A 17,020-nucleotide genomic window follows, 5' to 3' on the forward strand; every position below is an offset into this window, starting at 1 on the left:
AGCATCATGAAAACCACTTATTCGGCATTCGTCCGATCCATCGTCTCTCTGTTTGAGCCGTTGTATGCCATGTTATTCATTTACATGCAGCGTACCGGCTTGCTATTAGCCATCGGTCCTGACGATGACAATGCCGCCATCACCACTGAGCTTCAAAAAATTAGCGACCAGGTCAAGGAACAAGGAGAAAAGGCCTTTGCCGAAGCCCGTAAATCAGGCGATATGTCTCTGGAAACCAAAACCAAAGTCGACGAACTATTGGTCAAACAAGGGGAACTGCAAGCCCGCTTGCAAGAAGCTGAACAGAAATTAGACCGTCGCAGCGCGGGTGACCAGGAGCAATCGTCCCAGTCCATTGGTCAGCAAGTCTCAGACTCGCAAGAGTTCAAAGACTACGTGTCCGCAGGCAACTATCGCAAAGGCTTCAATTTTCCGATCAAGGCGGTCGTCAGCATTACGTCCGATCCATCCAGCGCGGGCAGCACCATCGCCCCGGACCGCCGCGCTGGCATCATCGCCGCCCCTGATCGTCGCCTGACAGTGCGCGACTTGCTCACGCCCGGCACCACCAATTCCAACCTGATCCAATACGTGCGCGAGACCGGGTTCCAGAACATGGCCGCGACAGTCGTCGAAGGCACGGCAAAGCCAAAGTCCGACATTGCCTTTGATTTAGTCGCCCAAGCCGTCGTCAAGATCGCCCATTACGTCAAAGCATCGACTGAGATCCTGTCCGACTCGCCCATGCTGCAAAGTTACATCGACGGCCGGTTGCGCTATGGATTGGCGCTCAAAGAAGAAGGTCAATTGCTGCACGGGTCGGGCATCGGCAATAACCTCAACGGCATTTACACGCAAGCGGTCGGGTACGCGGCACCCATCGCGGTCGCCAATGCCACCCGCATCGACGTGCTGCGCCTGGCATTGCTGCAGTCGGAGTTGGCCGAGTATCCGTCGACCGGCATCGTTATGCATCCGTCCGATTGGGCTGCGATTGAACTGCAAAAGGACACCACCGGCGCGTACATCTTTGCCAATCCGCAGAACATGGCACAACCCGCATTGTGGGGCCGTCCAGTCGTAGGCACGCAAGCGATGGCCGTCAATTCTTTTCTGGTCGGCGCGTTTAAGTTGGGCGCGCAAATCTTTGATCGGATGCAAGCCAGCGTTGCGGTCGCTACGGAAAATGAAGATGACTTCATTAAAAATATGGTCGCCATCCTTATCGAGGAGCGGCTAGGTTTGGCCGTTTATCGTCCTGAGGCATTTATCAAAGGTGAGATGACCGTAGCGCCGTAGTACAGCGCACCTTACTGTGCGCCTCAGCGCTAGTTGAGGCGCAGAACCCACCCACGGAGAGCGACGATGGACGTAACAATTATGGTGAAAGACCGGCTTACGCACGGCTTCTACGAACTACAACGCGGCGATATCATCACGGTCGATGAGAGTCTTGCCAATGCGCTATTGCGGCGTGGACTGGTGGACCGTGCGGAGAAACTGGAAGACAAGAGCAACGACAAACCAGAAACCAAGGCTGTCGCTATAAAAACCAAGTTCAAGGGTAAATAAATGCTTATTACCGATGCACAAGCGCGCCTGCATTTAAAGTTAGATGACCCGGATGAGGACATTTCGCTTGCCGTGCAGGCGGCCGAACTCTCCGCGCAGGCATTTATGAATCGCAATGTCTACGCGGATCAGTCCGCCTTAGATGCCGCCGTGCTGGCCGGTATCGCTGGACCGTCCCCAATGGTCATCAACGCCCTGATTCAGGCAGGCATGCTCCTGATCTTAGGGCATTTATATGCCAACCGCGAGGATGTCGTTGTCGGTGCCAGCGTGTCAGAGGTGCCGCATGGTTCCCACGCATTGTTAATGCCTTACCGCGCACAACTGGGGGTTTGATGCTTGCAGGAAGACTTACCAGGCGGATTACGCTCCAGTCCCCACCAACCGGCCAGGACGAATCCGGCAATCCACTCACAGGCTGGACCGATATCGCCACAGTATGGGCATCGATAGTCGATCTCTCCGGACGCGAATATATTGCCGCCGCTGCGGTACAAAACGCCGTACAAACTAAAATTACGATCCGGTACCGGCAAGGAATCGTTGCTTCCATGCGCGTGGTCCACGGTGAGAATATCTATAACGTTGAGGCCATCCTCGGGCAGGGTCGCAAAGCCCTTTTATTAATGTGTTCTCGCGGGGTATCCGATGGTTAACATTGAAACAAAGCTGACCGGCAACATGCTGCAAGGTCTCGATAAACTGATCGCTGCAGCGGGCGAATCGACGTTGCGGGCCACAGGATTTGCCGGTGCGCAAGTGTTTTTGGAAGAAGCCAAGATCCGCGTCCCGGTAAAGTCCGGCACCATCAAAGCCAACCTGATCATCAAGCGCGCCGAAGAGAAATCCAGCGGAGCGGACAAGCAAACTTATCTGGTCACTGTACGGTCAGGCAAAAAAGGCAACGACGGCGATGCTTTCTACTGGCGCTGGGTAGAAAACGGGCATCTGATCGTCGGCAAGAAGGCAAAGAAAGCCGCATGGAAGGCACACCGGCAAGCCGCAAAATTGGAGTATGGCAACTCAAAAATAGGCGCAAAACCGTTCATCCGGCCAGCCTATGAAAGCGTCAAGGATCGCGCCATTGACGTCATGGTCATCAAAATGGGCCAAAAAATCCAGTCATTCTTAAGGGAGTCGCCATGACGGCGGCGGTCACGGTAGAAACCGTTATTTTCAGCACGCTGCGTCATCTGGTGGCGGACCAGGTCTTTCAGAACGTCAGCAAGACGCCACCGCCGACGCCATATATCACCTACCAGCTCGTCGGTGGCGCTGCAGTCAATTTACTCGACAAGGCGCTACCGTCCAAACGGAATAGCCGCTGGCAGATTGACGTCTGGTCAGCGCTGCCGTCTGAAGTCGCCAGCCTGTCGCGTCAGATTGAAGATCAATTGCGGATGGCAGCGGCATTGCAAACCACGGTCCTCGGTGCCGCCACCGGATCTTACGAGAGTGATACCAAGCTGCATGGACGACGGCAGGATTTTAGTTTCTGGTTTTAGCAACGTTTTAACTCACCACACGCCCTCGGGCTTTTTCGATCCAGCCGCCTTGCGCGGTATTTTTTCGTCTAAAGGTTATTCATGACTATTTCACTCCCCAACGGCGCGACCATCGCCATCGCGTCCGGTTACGCACCCGCCGTGCCGATCACCTCAATCACCAATGCCAAGCCCGGCGTCGCGTCTGCCAAAAATACGCTGGTAGCGGGCGATTATGTCGAGATTGCCTGTGGCTGGTCGCGTGTCAACGATAAGGTGGTGCGCGTTGGTGCACCTTCCGCTACGGCGTTTAACCTGGATGGCATTGACTCCACTTCTGCGGTCATGTATCCATTTTCCAGCAGTGCCGGCGCATTTCGTAAAATTTTAGGCTGGACCCAGCTGTCCCAGATTCTGTCCAGCGCGAGCAGTGGTGGTGAGCAGCAATTCAAGGAATACCAGTTTCTGGAAGACAATGCACAGAAGCGTATTCCGACCTCCAAAACGGCTGCAGGTCTTACCTTCAGCGTTGCCGATGATCCATTACAGGCGGGATACATATTGGCTGCGGCCGCAGCTGACGACCGCTTGCCACGCGCCGTGCGGATTTCTCTGCCATCCGGATCGGTACTCATTTATAACGCCTTTATTTCGCTCAATACCACGCCATCTCTGACCGTCAACGAAATCATGGCCTGTGAGATTACGCTTTCTCTTTTAGCCGAACCGCTAAGGTATTAATCATGGCGAAACTTTCCCTCATTGCCGATCCTACTTTTACTGTCAAAGTCCGTATTCCTGTCGCCGGTGGCGAGCCTTCCGATGTTGAAATGACCTTCAAGCACCGGACTAAATCAGCGCTGGAGCTTTTCATCAAATCTCGCGCCGGTAGGTCCGATGTGGAATCATTCCTGGAGATGGTGTCCGGATGGGAGTTCGAAGAAGAACTCAACCCGGCCTCGGTGGAACTGCTTTTACAGAATTACATGGGCACCGCGCTGGCAACTTATCGCACATATGTCGATGAACTGGTCCAGGCCAAACTAAAAAACTAAAGGCCGTCTCCGTCGCGCTTTACGCCAAAGCGCCCAGCGCGCAGGAGGCGGCAACGTTTGGTCTGACGCTGGAAGAGGTCAGCGGTCCGCCGATTGAAATCTGGCCCGATAACGTCGTCATTACCAACGTGTTCATCGCCATGTCCAGCCAGTGGCGCATCGGGCTATCCGGCCCCTCGGGTCTGGATTACAACGCGTTGCCGGTGGTGATGCGGATGTCCGGGGTGCGCAAAGCGGACCATGCTGACGTTTTTACCGGCGTCCAAAGGATGGAAGATGCGGCGCTGGCATACATCAGAGCTGCAAAGTAGAGATTTCAGCGCACTTCGGTGGGCATTATTATAGGGAAACCATATGTCAGATTCGGTCATTGGGCGGGGCGTCATTGAAGTGGTGGCCGATGCCACCAAACTCAAGGCCGGGATAGACGACGCCAAACGGTCGATTCATAGCCTCGGAGAAACGAATAAGGCCACCAGCGCCAAAGCATCGGCGTCCATTGATCGTTACGTCCAAAAGCTCGGTCACCAAAACGCCATGCTCAACATGTCGGCGCGAGAAATGGCGCTGTATAAATTATCGGTACGCGGGGCTTCGGACGCCCAGTTATCAGCGGCAGACTCGGCGTTAAAATTGAACGAAGCCCATCAACGGAGCGAGAACGTCAGCAAAAACCTCAAGGTAGGCTTTATCGCCGTTGCGGCGGCCGCAGTCGCCACCACGACCGCTATCGTCGCGCTCACCGGCCGGATCATTGAACAAATCACCAGCTATCAGGGCTTGGGTGAAAAGATGGGCGACACCGCCGTCAATATCGCCTCGTTAAAATTAGCCTCTGAATTGTCCGGCGTGGCCTTAAATACGGTCGCGACCGCCTCGGTCAAGCTGACGGATGCGCTGTCAAAAACTAATGACAGCACCAAAGGCGCAGGGTCTGCGATTACCGCACTGGGGCTGAATTATCAACAATTCAAGGCGCTCTCGCCGGTAGAGCAGTTGGATGCGGTCGCCAACGCGATGGCCGGGTTTGCCGATGGCTCAGAAAAGACCGCCGTGGCCGTGGCGCTGTTTGGCCGCGCTGGTGCCGATCTGATACCGTTTCTCAACGATCTGGCCGATAAGGGCCAGCGATACACCACGCTCACGGCAGCGCAAATTGCTGCCGCCGATGATCTGGCAAAAGCCAATGTCATCTTAAAGAGTAGCTTCAACGATATGGCGGTCGCCATGATTGCCGACTCGATTCCTGCGCTGACATCGTTGCAGTCCGTGTTTCTGGATCTGACCAAAGATCAGATGTTTATGTCCATCGCTTCGGACATCTTGAATAAGGCCCTGGAAACAGGGATAGGAATATTTAAGCATCTGACCATTGCCGCCACGGAAGTAGGCTTTGTATTTCTCGGTGTAGGTCGGGAAATCGCCGCGGTATCGGCGCAACTGGTCACGCTGGCACACGGCGACCTGTCTGGCTTCAGGGCCATTAGCAATGCAGTCAAAGCGGATGGCGAACGCGCACGTAGGGAACTCGACCGCTTCCAGGCTAAGGTGCTGTCCATAGGTCAGACTGCACCGGCTGGCTCTACAAGAGAAACACAAGCCCCTACGGACGACCGTCAGAAAATAAACATTTCCGGCTTAGCTGGCGAGGATGCCGCCAGGAAAAAGGCTGGCAACAATAACGCCGCCAGCCAGGCAGCCAAAGTGCAACTGGCGTTTGACCTTGCGCAGATCGACAAGCAATCGAACGCCATCGTCAACACCTACGCCAATGCCGAGAAAATCATGCAAGCGCACCGCGCCGCAGGGTTGATCGATGAGCGCGACTATTACGCTTCTAAATTGGCCTTCCTGCATCTCAACACGGAAGCGCAACAGAGTGCGCTGGAAAAAGAAATTGCCCGCATGCAGGCAGAAAATCTGCACGGCAAGGACCGACTGGACAATGACCGCAAGATCAGCGATGCGCAGACTAAGTTAGCCAAAGTACGTGAAGATGCGATTGTCAGCGTGCAGATTCTTTCCATTCAGGAAGTCTCAGCCCTCAATAATGTCGCCCAGTCCTACCGCGACGCCGAGGACGCCGCGCAAGACTACCTCGACACGATCCGCACATCCCAGACCCGGGAAATTGCCGGGATGGGGTTGGGATCGATAGAGCGCGAACGCACCACAGGTCGGGCACACATCGAAGACAAGTATTCCGCACAACGCCAGGACGTGGACAACAGCCGCCGCGATGCCGAAATGAGCGGCACCTTCGGTCCGGACGCACAGAAAAAATACACTGAAGAACTGGCCCGCATCCAGCGGTTTCAGGCCACCGCGCTGACAGAATACGACGCCTATTTTGCCCAACGGCTGCAACAGGAAGGCGACTGGTCAGTCGGGGCCAGCGCCGCGTTACAAAATTATGTCGATGCATCGCGCAACATGGCCGCGCAAACCGAAGACCTGTTTGCTAACGCGTTCCAGGGCATGGAGGACGCCCTGACCACGTTTATCACCACTGGCAAGTTATCGTTTAAAGGACTGGCGTCCAGCATCATTGCTGATCTGGCGCGGATAGAAAGTAAGAAGATTCTTACTAGCCTGATCGGTGGCAGCAGTTCCGGTAACGGCTGGGTCAGCGCTGCGATGGGCTTAATCGGCGCGGCCTCTGGATCGTCACAAGGCGGCAGCGCCATGGCTGCAATGGACGGTGCCAATGGCTTTAATCTCAACGATGGGTTTGCCAGTGCCGTGCGCGGACAGCGCGCAATCGGTGGCCCGGTATCCTCGGGGGGTATCTATGAGGTCAATGAAAAAGGACCGGAGCTACTGCATGTCGCGGGCCGACAATATCTGATGATGGGCGGGGAGAGTGGCAGCGTCTCGCCGAATGCAGAGGCCAGTACGAGCTCCGGTGCGCCCACTCCGACCATTATCGTCAACATCCTGGGCGGTGCAGCGCCGGACGTACGCCGTGCAGCGGGTCAGGGCGCACGGGAGGGGTTGGCAGCGTTCCAGCATGCGCAGAGGTATGTGTAAATGACTAATCCATTCCTGGAAGAGCAGCTTCCGATCGGCATCAAAATGGGTGCAACTTACGGCGATGATTACAACGTCGAGATCACCCAAACCAGCAGCGGGCAAGAGTATCGCCGTCTGGTCCATCCGTATGCCGTCAGACATTACAGCATCAGCTACGTGGGTAAGACATCCGAATTGTGGTCCAGAATTGTCGCCCTTTATCACCGCGCCTTCGGCATGTACGCCGGGTTTCGGGTGCGCGCCATGGATGATTTTTCCACCAATGGCGACACCGGCATACCGACGCCAGTCGATCAGCCAATGTTGCGTATTTCAGAAGGCGTATATCAGTTACAAAAGCAATACGGTATCGGTGCCGCACCGTTATCGATTGGCTATCCGGTGCGCACCATCTATAAACCGGTGGCCGGTACCACGGTGATCGGCATTAACGCCGTGGGGTCGACTCGCGGATGGTCGGTGGATACGACGACCGGTCTGGTGCGCTTCGCTGCCAACAAAAGCTGCAGGATCACCGGCATCTCTCGCGCAGCAGCCGCCATCGTCACATTTGAGGAACACAACTTTCAGGTAGGTGAATCCATCGTCTTTGGTTACGTGAGCGGTATGCGGGAGCTTAATGGCTTGCGTGTCTTGATTATTGGTGTATGGCAGCAGACGCTAACGATAGAAATGGACACCACCATGTTTTATGCCGACGGTGGGAGCGGTCTCGCCGATAGTGGCCCGCAAGTCGGTGAGCGGATCACGGCAGGCTGTCAGTTCGATATTCCGTTTCGTTTCAATTCACGCATTGATTTGTCGCATGTGGCGATTGATGTCCGTGACACATCCAACATCGATATTGTGGAGTTAATTGCTTTATGAAACCTCAGGTAGCCCATTACACCACCCGCGTCTTATGCCTGCGCATCGTCCCTGTGGTCGGCGCAAGCATCTGCCTGACGCACTATCCACGTGACCTCACTATGTCCAACGGAACAGTGTATCTGACCAACTCCGGTTATGAATTTACCGGCTATACAGCGGCCTCCGGAACGTCGCCGGCAATGATCGATGTCCAGGGCATTGCGGGTGTTGCCGGTATCAGCAAGGCGGCGATTACCTCCGGCGTGTTTGATGGTGCGCGCTGTTATTTGTTCGCTACCAACTGGGACCAGCCAGTGGAGGACTATGAGCCGATTGTCGCCTCGTTATTTGGCAAGACCACGCTCACCGACGACACTTACCGAATAGAAGAAATGGCGCTAATCGATGCACTCAATCAATCGGTGGGGCAATCTTATACGGTCACGTGCCAGAAGCAATTTGGCGGTCAAGAGCCAGCTGGTTGCAAGATCGATCTTGTTCCGTTGACCGTCACCGGTCGCATCACGGCCGTCGTCAGTAATACCCAGTTTACCGACGTTGCGCGTCAGGAAGCAGCCGATTATTTTGGCGCTGGCACCATCCAATTTACCAGCGGCCGCAATGCCGGACTCAAGCCTCAGGAAATCAAGGCCTTCACTGCGGGCGGCGATATCGTCACCTATGAGGCGTTTTATTACACGCCCGTTCTCGGCGACACGTACAACATGATTCCGGGCTGTCGCAAGCGCGCCGTCGATTGTTCCGACAAGTGGCACAACATCGTCAATCACGGTGGTTTTGCACATATTCCGACCGGTTCCCAGTACGCGCAGATCGGGCGGGGCGGTTGAGCGCGGCCATTCTCGCAGCCGCCCGCGCTGCACTCGATACACCCTTTGTCCATCAGGGTCGTATTGCAGGGTTAGCGCTCGACTGTGCGGGTCTGATCGTCCACGTCGCACGGTCGATTGGCGTTTCTTATATGGACGTGCCAGCTTATGGCCGTTCTCCTCATCAGGGCTTATTGAAGGCCACGCTGGACGACAACGACTGCATCGCCCGCGTATCGGATCGCCAGTCCGGTGACATTCTTCTGATGCGTTTTTCCAGTGAACCGCAGCATCTTGCGATCTGTGCGGGTGACACGATGATCCATAGTTATCTGCACGTTGGCAAGGTCTGCGAGCATCGCCTGTCGCCGATGTGGGCCGCCAGAATCGTTTGTGTATACCGTTTTAAGGACTGCGCATGAGTAGCGCCGGACAAATTATCGGTGGCGTAGTAGGGGCGGTAGCAGGCTTCTATCTCGGTGGTCCGCAAGGCGCGCTAGTCGGCGCGCAGCTCGGCATGGGGGTGGGTGGCATGGTTGACCCGCCCAAGGGGCCGCATATTGTTGGCCCGCGCCTGACCGATCTGACGACCCAGACAAGCACCTACGGCGCAGTCATCCCCCGCGTGTATGGCACCGTCCCGATAGTGGGCAACGTCTTCTGGCTAGAAAATAATCAACTCAAAGAAACTGAACATACGCAACGACAAGGTAAGGGCGGCGGCGGCGCAGAGTCCACCACTTTTACTTATAGCGCCACTTTTGCAGTGGGACTATGTAAAGGGCCAATACAGGGTGTGCGGCGGATCTGGATTGGCCCCAACCTGGTCTATGACGCCACGGGGAACGACGTAGCCAGTGTCATTGCAAGTGACAATGTCAGAACCTTATTTTCCATTTACCACGGCACCGATGATCAAGATCCTGACCCTCGCATGCAAGCAACATTGGGCGTGGCAAACACACCCGCCTATCGCGGATTGGCGTATATCGTTTTTAATGACTTACCGATGGCGGATTACCAGAATTCATTGGTGGGTGCCCAGGTAAAGGCCGAAGTATTCACGCATGGCAAGCTGGAATTTGTGATGTCGAATATATCTGGATCATTTCCCCGGGGGAAAGATGACAATATCACCGGCCCATACAAAGATGAAAGCGGCTTGCGAGTGTGGCAAATGTCGGATTTCGTGGCGGGAGGCACCCCTCGCGTGGTCAGCAGGTACCTGGTGCCATTTCAAGGCGATCCAATACTATTAAGTTCCGCACCTGTTCTGTTGCCGAGGGGTAGTTCCGTTGCCAGGATGAAGGCAGATATTGACGTTATGGGTATCTTGGATAGCGCCGGGAAGGGTAGCCTGGGAATCCTGGACGCCAACTACAACCTCAGAACCTATTACTCAGCAGTCACTAGTGGGTTTGCGGAGAATGCTGTTGTTCATCAAGGCTATGTCTATTTTGCGTGCGGTTGGCCCTCCAAAATATCGCTGACCCGATCAGACCTGCGTTCCGGCGTTTCAGTCGATATTCCTCTAACGATTGCCGCTGTTGATCGCAACGGGTGTAGGGTCTTGGGCATCGTCGGTAACCAGTTGATCATGGGGGTGATGGCGGCCCACGATCAAAGAGATTACATTTTGATATACGATAAAGACACGCTAGCCTTCATTCAAGTGGTCGAATTTAAAAAACTCTACCCTAGGGTTAACGCCCCGTCAGATCTATCGTTTACCGGTGGTCACCTGTACTACAAAACTTTTAAACAGGATCTCTTTCGAACAGACCGCCTTGGCGGGGAGCCTGTGCTAGTGATGAAAGGAGAAATATTTGGAGGGGGAACGTCTACCTTTCCACGGTATTTGCATAGCTATGGGGACGCTTTAATTGGTGTCTTATACATCGGCTCGGGTGGTCGCCGCGATGTCACCACATGGGTCGCTCAGCAAAACGTCAGCACGGTACCGCTCTCGTCCATTATCCGGGCCGAAGCAAGCAATAACCGCTGGTTGACCGCGGAGGATCTGGACGTCACTGACTTGACCAATGCGGTCCGTGGTTACACCATTAGCGCCATCGGTGCCATCCGCGGCGGGTTCGATCCATTGATCGGCGCGTGGCCGTTCGATATCATCCAGTCGGGCTACAAAATTGTCTGCAAACGCCGTGGTGGCACATCCGTGGTGACGATTCCAATCGCCAAACTGGACGCACGTGGCATCGGTGGCCAGCCTGGTGTGCAAGTGACCACCATACGCGAAATGGATGCCGTGTTACCGAGTAAGGTCGCCTTAAAATATTTCGATAGCGCACGGGAATACGATTTAGGCGAACAATACGCGGAGCGCCTGAACACCCAATCGGTTCACATCAAGTCGATGGATTTGCCGGTTGTATTGACCGCTGATGAAGCCGCACAAAAGGCAGAAATCCTGCTGTACCTGTATTGGCTCGAACGGTACGACGTCACCTTCAGTTTGCCACCGGAATACAATTATCTGGAACCAGCCGATATCATTACCATCGTCGCTGAAGAAGCTACCTATGCTTTACGGTTAACGCAGATTAATTACACCTCTGATAGTCGACTGGAATGCGTCGCCAAGTATCACAGCGCATCCGTCTACACGTCAGCGGCGGTCGGTGGGGAAGGGACGTCCACCGGGCAAACATTGACGCTTCCTGGACCATCACAATACGCATTGATGGATATACCGCTATTGAAAGACGTTTTCGACAAGGCCGGATTTCCAGTGGCGATGGCGGGTTACCTAAACGGATGGCCGGGTGGCGTTCTCACACGCTCGGACGATGGCGGGCAAGTCTGGGAACAGATTCAAGGTTTCTCCAAACCGGGGGCGACGATGGGCTATGCAGCCGGTCAGCTGACCGACCATAACGGACTGCAGATCGATAAGGCCAGCACGCTGTCTGTGAAGGTCAACCAAGCGCTATCCAGCGTTACCGAAGGCCAGATGCTCAATGGCGCGAACCATTTTGCGTATGGCAGCGACGGCCGCTGGGAAATCATCGCCGCCCAACATTGCGCGCTGCAGGCCAATGGCACCTATGTCCTCACAGATCTGTTGCGCGGGCGTTTCGGCAGCGAGTGGGCAACCGGGCTGCACGCGGTCAATGATCAGCTTGTCCTGCTAGACGCCGTTAGCCTGCAGTTTGTTGCCAGCAATCTTAACGTCATCGGCGTCGAACGTACCTATCGCGGTATTACCAGCGGCAAGACGATGGATTCAGACAACAATCGCTCGATGACTTACCGGGGCGTGAATCTGCGTTGTCTGGCACCGGTCTACCTGAATGGCCATCGTCACCCGACCAACCGGGACTGGACGTTGAACTGGATACGGCGCACACGCAAAGGCGGTGAATTGCGTGATTACATTGATGCCGCACTCAGTGAAGCGTCTGAATCCTACGTGATGGATATTTTTGCCGACGACAAGTACCGTGAAATTAAGCGGACGCTGACCACCGCCGCCCCGACGCTGAACTACACCAGCGCCGATCAAACAGCCGACTTCGGACACGATCAAGCCGTGCTTTACATCAAGCTCTATCAACTTTCGGCCGACACCGGTCGGGGCACACCCCTAATTACCAGCATCGCGCATTAATCAAATCAACAGGAGCACCCCATGTCAGACAGCACCAGCAATCTGGATCTGGTGATTCAGTCACAGGCGTCCAAAGAAATCACCATCAACGCCGCGCTCGACGCCGCCAGTCCGGCGACGTTATACGGCCGACGTCAATCCACCACCAGTGGGCTAAGGTTCGGCTTCTATGGCGGTCGCTATCACAGCACTCTCATCGGTAACGATACGTTATTGCTCATCGCGAACAAGATCAATTACGTGGTGGCACGCAAAACCACCGGCGCCGTCAGTCAGGCAATCATCAAGGCCAACTGGAATGACCAAGCGGCCTACGTCCGCTTATACGCTGTCACCACGAATGCCACGACCATTGCCTCCTTTGAGGATCATCGACAGGCCATTCATTCTTTACAGGGCGGGCTTGCGGGACAGGTCCTGTGCGGAACAGGGGACGACGCCGCGCCAGCATGGGCTTATCGGCGCTTGCCGCAAACGTCTGCGAGCGCCGATTACACACTCGTGGCCACCGACGCCAGTAATCATCTCCTGCACCCGTCAGGCGACCTGAAAGCGCGTACCTTCACGCTACCGGCCAACGCATCAGTTGCTTTTGCGATAGGCACGGAGATCACCTTTATCAACCAGGACGGTGCAGGTGAATTAACCATCGCCATCACCAGCGACGTCATGCGTTTAGCCGGTTCCGGTGACACCGGCAATCGCACGTTAGCGGCCAACGGCATCGCCAAAGCGCTCAAAATCACCGCCAGTGAATGGCTGATCAGCGGTACCGGTTTGTCATAACGCGGTTAAACCCGGACCATTCCCTCACGCCGCCTTAGGGCGGTTTTTTTATTGTCAGGACGAATATGTCAGAACCAATCATGTTAAGTGCTGCAAGGAGACCCAGTAATGGATGAATCCACGACCGTGGTCGCGCCGTTTGCCAAAGCAGTCTCCGCCTGGACTGCCATCGGCATCACCAGCTGGTCCGACGTCGCCAGCGCCGCGGCCTTTCTCTACACGTTGATTCTGATATTTGACTGGTGCTGGAAGAAGTTCTTACGCGACTGGCTCAAATCGAAAGGCAAAAAATGAACCTTCACAACAAACCGCGTCTGGTCATTGCCACGCTATCGCTCTCCGCCGCCGCATTCGTCGGCATACTCACCCGCGAAGGCTACAGCGATCAGGCGATGATTCCGGTACCGGGCGATGTGCCCACGGTAGGTTTCGGCACCACGCACGGGGTCACATTGGGCGACAGCACCACGCCGGTCAAAGCCGTTCAACGGGCACTGGCCGACGCGTCACAGTTTGAAGGGGCGATCAAACAGTGCGTCAAGGTGCCGCTACTGCAAGCCGAATACGACGCCTACACCGACATCGCCTACAACATCGGCCCGACCGCGTTTTGTAAAAGCACGATGGTCAGGCGACTCAACGTCCACGATTACAGCGGCGCGTGTGAGGCCATTCTGCTATTTAAAATGTTCAAGGGATTCGACTGTTCAACACCCGGTAACACGCGTTGCGCGGGATTGTGGAAAGACCGCTTACGGGTGCATGGGCAATGCATGCGCGCGCAATGAGCCTGACCGCACTGGTGACGATGCTCCGGATCTTACCCGCCTGGTGTTATTGGTTATTCACAGTGGCCGCGCTGTGCCTCGCCGCCAACCTGCACGGACGGCGCACTGTCCACGCCCAATGGGATGCCGACAAAGACCGGAAGAAACAAGCCATCCAAACAATCGCGGCCAAGCAGGACATCGTCACCACCCAAACCATTACCCAATATATCAACCGCGACCGCATCGTCCACGTTCAGGGCGCGACCCTCATTCAACAGGTACCGATCTATGTCACTAAGCAAAACGATCTTGGCTGCACTATTAACAATGGCTTTGTCCGCCTGTGGAACGCCGCAAATAGTGGCGTGCAACTTCCCGGCACCGCCGCCAGAGTTGATGATCAGGCCAGCGGGATTGGCCTCTCAGACGTTGCGACCCGGCATAGTGTTGAAGCCACCTATACCCGCAGACTTGAAGTCCAATTGAGCGGCCTTCAAAAATGGATTGATCGGCAGCGAACTATCAGCATCGAATAATCCGAGATCTGCACCCGCTGGCCAGATGCAATCCGAAAGCACTATCAGTAATCAATAAACACAGAGCGCCAGATCAGTTGCGCAAACAACTGATCTGGCCTCAATCCACTGTACAGGCCAGTGAACCAAGCCAAGGCTCTGCGACCTCGCGAGGCGGGCGCATCTCAGCACAACCAAAGGTTCCCAATGGCAACTTCAATCATCCTATGGCTCGGCACCAAACCCCGTCTTGCCGATATTCTTATTCCACGCTTTCCCGCGCATACCTGTTACGTCGAGGTGTTTGCAGGCGGAGCGGCCCTCTATTTCCTACGACCGCAAGCAGAGTCGAGGTCAGCAACGACGTCAACGGCGAACTGATCAATCTATACCGCGTCGTTAAAAATCATCTGGAAGAGTTCGTTCGTCAGTTCAAATATGCACTATCAAGCCGAGACGTTTTTAAATGGTTACAGGCCACGCCGCCCGAAACCCTAACTGACATCCAGCGCGCAGCCCGCTTCTTTTACCTGCAGCAGCGTTGCTTCGGCGGCAAGGTCGACGGCCAGTCCTGGGGAACCGCGACCACCGCGCCACCACTCAATCTGTTACGCATCGAAGAAAACCTCTCTGCGGCGCATTTACGGCTTTCCAGCACGTATATAGAAAATATCGATTGGGCCACCTGCATCACCAAGTACTACCGGCCACATACGTTTTTCTACAGGGACCCGCCGTATTGGCAGACTGCTGGCTATGGTGTGGCGTTTGGTATCGAGCAATACGTGCGTACGGCCGAATTGATGCGGTCATTGAAGGGCAAGGCAATTTTAAGTATCAATGACCATCCGGATATTCGGGAGATATTTACTGAATTTCAGATGGAAGAGGTGGGTATTGATTACACGGTTGGGGAGGAGGGAAGGCTGCGGCTAGGACGGAGTTGATTATTTATAGTTGGGATCGGGAAGCGGAACCGATGGGGCTTTTTTAGGCTAATAATTGCACTAAGATTAATTATTGGCGAATCAGTAGAAAGTAGAAATTTTATATACTGTATATATAAACAGTATAATTAATGTTGAAACGCTTGCCCCATTCAGCTCGAATAGTTTCGAAGGTACCGAATGCCGGATGTGAAAAATTTGCAAATAAAGCAATTTTTATCCTACAGCATGCACCAAGTTAGGTACACTCCGATAGTTACTATTCGGAAACCATTAAAAGAGGTTAGATGTATGGAGGTTCTGCAAGCGGTTGCACATTTTTTGAATAAGTCTCGTGAAGAAAAGGATCGAAAGACTCCTTCAACGCTCCGTTTGAGGGAAACACTGCTACCTATCAACGATAAGGTGACAACGCTAATTACAACCTTACGTCAGTTATACAACGAAAAGTCAGGGCATGGTTATGGCGTCTTTCATGAAAATTTAGATGTTTATCCTTTTAGTGGCCAGCTTAGCGGACATGGGACTGCTGACTGGAATTTCTTACACTTCACAAAAAGAGCTATGGGGTTCTTACAGTCAAAAATTGAGGATGTGACGTTCGCAACGGGCGGGTATATTTTATTTGCCGATTACGTTGAAAATGGTGAAATATTTTTGCTTATTGCCTCGTTGAAAAATAGGCCAGGTTTCGTTTTTGATGATGCTCTCGAACTTGCCGATCAAGAGCATATCGATCTGGATCATCTCCATGAAATGGCGCGGGTGAATTTGACAACCTGGCGCAGTGGCGGTGAGCGCTACATTTCCTTTGCCAAACGGCGCTCTTCTGGCGACGAATTTTCGCAGTATTTTAGAAAATTTATTGGTTGTGATGAGTTCACCGAATCACGAGCTTTGACGAGAAGTTTGCTCGAGGCCTTGAATGCCTACAGTTTAGCGAAAGACGATAATGCAGAAATGCGCGTTAAACGGCGCCAAACAGTATTTGATTATTGTGAGGAAAAACGAGACGCCGGAGATCGAGTAAGTCTCATAGCGCTTTCGGCGCGTCTAAGTGATGACGAGCCGGAGGCATTTTTGAATTTTTTAAATGCTAATAGTCAACTTGGCGTTGCAGATGACTTTGATCCAGACAGAAGAGTTTACGCTAGTCTGAAGCGGTTTAGAGGAGGCGATAAGAAATTGACACTTTCTTTTGATGCAGAACTACTGGATAACAGAATAATTTATGACTCGGAGCAAGGCACGTTATTAATTAGAAATCTTCCAATCGATTTGAAAAAACAATTAGACGATAGATAAACCGTGCTAAATCAAAAAGAAAAGCTCGCTATTTGCCGAAAAATTTTTTTCGAACTTGATGCATCAAAGTTCGATAAGGGTAGTCTGAGTGGCAAGCTAAGCGCTTCAAAAGCAAATTGCGAGTTAGTAGCCACGCTGCTGGACAATGATATGTTGTTTCCTACACGTGACTTTTTAACAGAAAATCCTGAGATTAAATTTACTATTGAACTCACGTTACCGAGAACGAAAGAGGCATTTTCGCGA

The 17,020-nt window shown here is 53.8% G+C and carries 19 protein-coding genes and 1 pseudogene; all 20 read left to right on the forward strand.

Annotated features, from left to right (window positions below):
- Positions 1-6 precede the first annotated feature (6 nt).
- The 20 genes and pseudogenes from JQN73_RS19465 (at position 7) to JQN73_RS19560 (ending at position 16,774) form a co-directional block, all read left to right on the forward strand.
- The gene (locus JQN73_RS19465; RefSeq protein ID WP_205320588.1) at positions 7-1,299 is read left to right on the forward strand and encodes a phage major capsid protein; all 1,293 of its coding nucleotides are present in this window, start codon (positions 7-9) and stop codon (positions 1,297-1,299) included.
- 66 nt (positions 1,300-1,365) lie between these two features.
- On the forward strand, positions 1,366-1,572 hold the full coding sequence (locus JQN73_RS19470) for a hypothetical protein (protein ID WP_205320589.1): 207 nt from the start codon (positions 1,366-1,368) through the stop codon (positions 1,570-1,572).
- Positions 1,573-1,908, forward strand: a complete 336-nt coding sequence (locus JQN73_RS19475; protein ID WP_205320590.1) for a head-tail connector protein — start codon at positions 1,573-1,575, stop codon at positions 1,906-1,908.
- Positions 1,908-2,228 carry a phage head closure protein gene (locus tag JQN73_RS19480; protein WP_205320591.1) on the forward strand — a complete coding sequence of 107 codons (321 nt, stop codon included), beginning with the start codon at positions 1,908-1,910 and terminating at the stop codon, positions 2,226-2,228. The genes JQN73_RS19475 and JQN73_RS19480 overlap by 1 nt, the downstream gene beginning before the upstream one ends.
- Positions 2,221-2,718, forward strand: a complete 498-nt coding sequence (locus tag JQN73_RS19485; protein WP_205320592.1) for an HK97-gp10 family putative phage morphogenesis protein — start codon at positions 2,221-2,223, stop codon at positions 2,716-2,718. The genes JQN73_RS19480 and JQN73_RS19485 overlap by 8 nt, the downstream gene beginning before the upstream one ends.
- Complete coding sequence (locus tag JQN73_RS19490; RefSeq protein ID WP_205320593.1) at positions 2,715-3,077, forward strand: DUF3168 domain-containing protein; 363 nt, start codon at positions 2,715-2,717, stop codon at positions 3,075-3,077. The genes JQN73_RS19485 and JQN73_RS19490 overlap by 4 nt, the downstream gene beginning before the upstream one ends.
- An 81-nt stretch (positions 3,078-3,158) precedes the next feature.
- A complete protein-coding gene (locus JQN73_RS19495; protein WP_205320594.1) occupies positions 3,159-3,797 on the forward strand; it encodes a phage tail protein in 639 nt (212 codons plus the stop codon).
- A 2-nt stretch (positions 3,798-3,799) separates the two neighbouring features.
- Complete coding sequence (locus JQN73_RS19500; RefSeq protein ID WP_205320595.1) at positions 3,800-4,111, forward strand: phage tail assembly chaperone; 312 nt, start codon at positions 3,800-3,802, stop codon at positions 4,109-4,111.
- Between the two features lie 98 nt (positions 4,112-4,209).
- Positions 4,210-4,422: a DUF1799 domain-containing protein gene (locus JQN73_RS19505; protein WP_370551376.1), complete on the forward strand. Its 213-nt coding sequence runs from the start codon at positions 4,210-4,212 to the stop codon at positions 4,420-4,422.
- Between the two features lie 43 nt (positions 4,423-4,465).
- On the forward strand, positions 4,466-7,141 hold the full coding sequence (locus JQN73_RS19510) for a phage tail tape measure protein (protein ID WP_205320596.1): 2,676 nt from the start codon (positions 4,466-4,468) through the stop codon (positions 7,139-7,141).
- A complete protein-coding gene (locus JQN73_RS19515) occupies positions 7,142-8,011 on the forward strand; it encodes a DUF2460 domain-containing protein (RefSeq protein ID WP_205320597.1) in 870 nt (289 codons plus the stop codon). It abuts the gene before it with no gap.
- Entirely contained in the window at positions 8,008-8,844 is an 837-nt protein-coding gene (locus JQN73_RS19520; protein ID WP_205320598.1) for a DUF2163 domain-containing protein, read from the forward strand. Before JQN73_RS19515 ends, JQN73_RS19520 begins: the two co-directional genes overlap by 4 nt.
- Positions 8,841-9,245, forward strand: a complete 405-nt coding sequence (locus JQN73_RS19525; protein ID WP_205320599.1) for an NlpC/P60 family protein — start codon at positions 8,841-8,843, stop codon at positions 9,243-9,245. The genes JQN73_RS19520 and JQN73_RS19525 overlap by 4 nt, the downstream gene beginning before the upstream one ends.
- Positions 9,242-12,451 (forward strand): phage tail protein, encoded by a 3,210-nt coding sequence (locus tag JQN73_RS19530; protein ID WP_205320600.1) that lies wholly within the window; start codon positions 9,242-9,244, stop codon positions 12,449-12,451. The genes JQN73_RS19525 and JQN73_RS19530 overlap by 4 nt, the downstream gene beginning before the upstream one ends.
- A 21-nt stretch (positions 12,452-12,472) precedes the next feature.
- Positions 12,473-13,237, forward strand: coding sequence for a hypothetical protein (locus JQN73_RS19535; protein ID WP_205320601.1), 765 nt, complete (start codon positions 12,473-12,475; stop codon positions 13,235-13,237).
- A 108-nt stretch (positions 13,238-13,345) separates the two neighbouring features.
- Positions 13,346-13,531, forward strand: coding sequence for a hypothetical protein (locus JQN73_RS19540; protein ID WP_205320602.1), 186 nt, complete (start codon positions 13,346-13,348; stop codon positions 13,529-13,531).
- Complete coding sequence (locus tag JQN73_RS19545) at positions 13,528-14,025, forward strand: lysozyme (RefSeq protein ID WP_205320603.1); 498 nt, start codon at positions 13,528-13,530, stop codon at positions 14,023-14,025. Before JQN73_RS19540 ends, JQN73_RS19545 begins: the two co-directional genes overlap by 4 nt.
- Positions 14,022-14,543, forward strand: a complete 522-nt coding sequence (locus tag JQN73_RS19550) for a hypothetical protein (RefSeq protein ID WP_205320604.1) — start codon at positions 14,022-14,024, stop codon at positions 14,541-14,543. The genes JQN73_RS19545 and JQN73_RS19550 overlap by 4 nt, the downstream gene beginning before the upstream one ends.
- Positions 14,544-14,729: 186 nt before the next feature.
- Positions 14,730-15,516: pseudogene (locus JQN73_RS19555) on the forward strand (DNA adenine methylase).
- A gap of 244 nt (positions 15,517-15,760) precedes the next feature.
- Positions 15,761-16,774, forward strand: a complete 1,014-nt coding sequence (locus JQN73_RS19560; RefSeq protein WP_205320605.1) for a nucleoid-associated protein — start codon at positions 15,761-15,763, stop codon at positions 16,772-16,774.
- The last annotated feature ends 246 nt before the right edge of the window (positions 16,775-17,020 follow it).

This window comes from Glaciimonas sp. PAMC28666 (assembly GCF_016917355.1).
Lineage (GTDB): Bacteria > Pseudomonadota > Gammaproteobacteria > Burkholderiales > Burkholderiaceae_D > Glaciimonas.

Bases quoted from the DNA above. Each gene is read 5' to 3' on its own strand.
- JQN73_RS19490 (WP_205320593.1), top strand. From the start codon at position 2,715: ATGACGGCGGCGGTCACGGTAGAAACCGTTATTTTCAGCACGCTGCGT.
- JQN73_RS19535 (WP_205320601.1), top strand. From the start codon at position 12,473: ATGTCAGACAGCACCAGCAATCTGGATCTGGTGATTCAGTCACAGGCG.
- JQN73_RS19510 (WP_205320596.1), top strand. From the start codon at position 4,466: ATGTCAGATTCGGTCATTGGGCGGGGCGTCATTGAAGTGGTGGCCGAT.
- JQN73_RS19560 (WP_205320605.1), top strand. From the start codon at position 15,761: ATGGAGGTTCTGCAAGCGGTTGCACATTTTTTGAATAAGTCTCGTGAA.
- JQN73_RS19550 (WP_205320604.1), top strand. From the start codon at position 14,022: ATGAGCCTGACCGCACTGGTGACGATGCTCCGGATCTTACCCGCCTGG.
- JQN73_RS19485 (WP_205320592.1), top strand. From the start codon at position 2,221: ATGGTTAACATTGAAACAAAGCTGACCGGCAACATGCTGCAAGGTCTC.
- JQN73_RS19540 (WP_205320602.1), top strand. From the start codon at position 13,346: ATGGATGAATCCACGACCGTGGTCGCGCCGTTTGCCAAAGCAGTCTCC.
- JQN73_RS19465 (WP_205320588.1), top strand. From the start codon at position 7: ATGAAAACCACTTATTCGGCATTCGTCCGATCCATCGTCTCTCTGTTT.
- JQN73_RS19515 (WP_205320597.1), top strand. From the start codon at position 7,142: ATGACTAATCCATTCCTGGAAGAGCAGCTTCCGATCGGCATCAAAATG.
- JQN73_RS19500 (WP_205320595.1), top strand. From the start codon at position 3,800: ATGGCGAAACTTTCCCTCATTGCCGATCCTACTTTTACTGTCAAAGTC.
- JQN73_RS19475 (WP_205320590.1), top strand. From the start codon at position 1,573: ATGCTTATTACCGATGCACAAGCGCGCCTGCATTTAAAGTTAGATGAC.
- JQN73_RS19520 (WP_205320598.1), top strand. From the start codon at position 8,008: ATGAAACCTCAGGTAGCCCATTACACCACCCGCGTCTTATGCCTGCGC.
- JQN73_RS19530 (WP_205320600.1), top strand. From the start codon at position 9,242: ATGAGTAGCGCCGGACAAATTATCGGTGGCGTAGTAGGGGCGGTAGCA.
- JQN73_RS19470 (WP_205320589.1), top strand. From the start codon at position 1,366: ATGGACGTAACAATTATGGTGAAAGACCGGCTTACGCACGGCTTCTAC.
- JQN73_RS19480 (WP_205320591.1), top strand. From the start codon at position 1,908: ATGCTTGCAGGAAGACTTACCAGGCGGATTACGCTCCAGTCCCCACCA.
- JQN73_RS19545 (WP_205320603.1), top strand. From the start codon at position 13,528: ATGAACCTTCACAACAAACCGCGTCTGGTCATTGCCACGCTATCGCTC.
- JQN73_RS19495 (WP_205320594.1), top strand. From the start codon at position 3,159: ATGACTATTTCACTCCCCAACGGCGCGACCATCGCCATCGCGTCCGGT.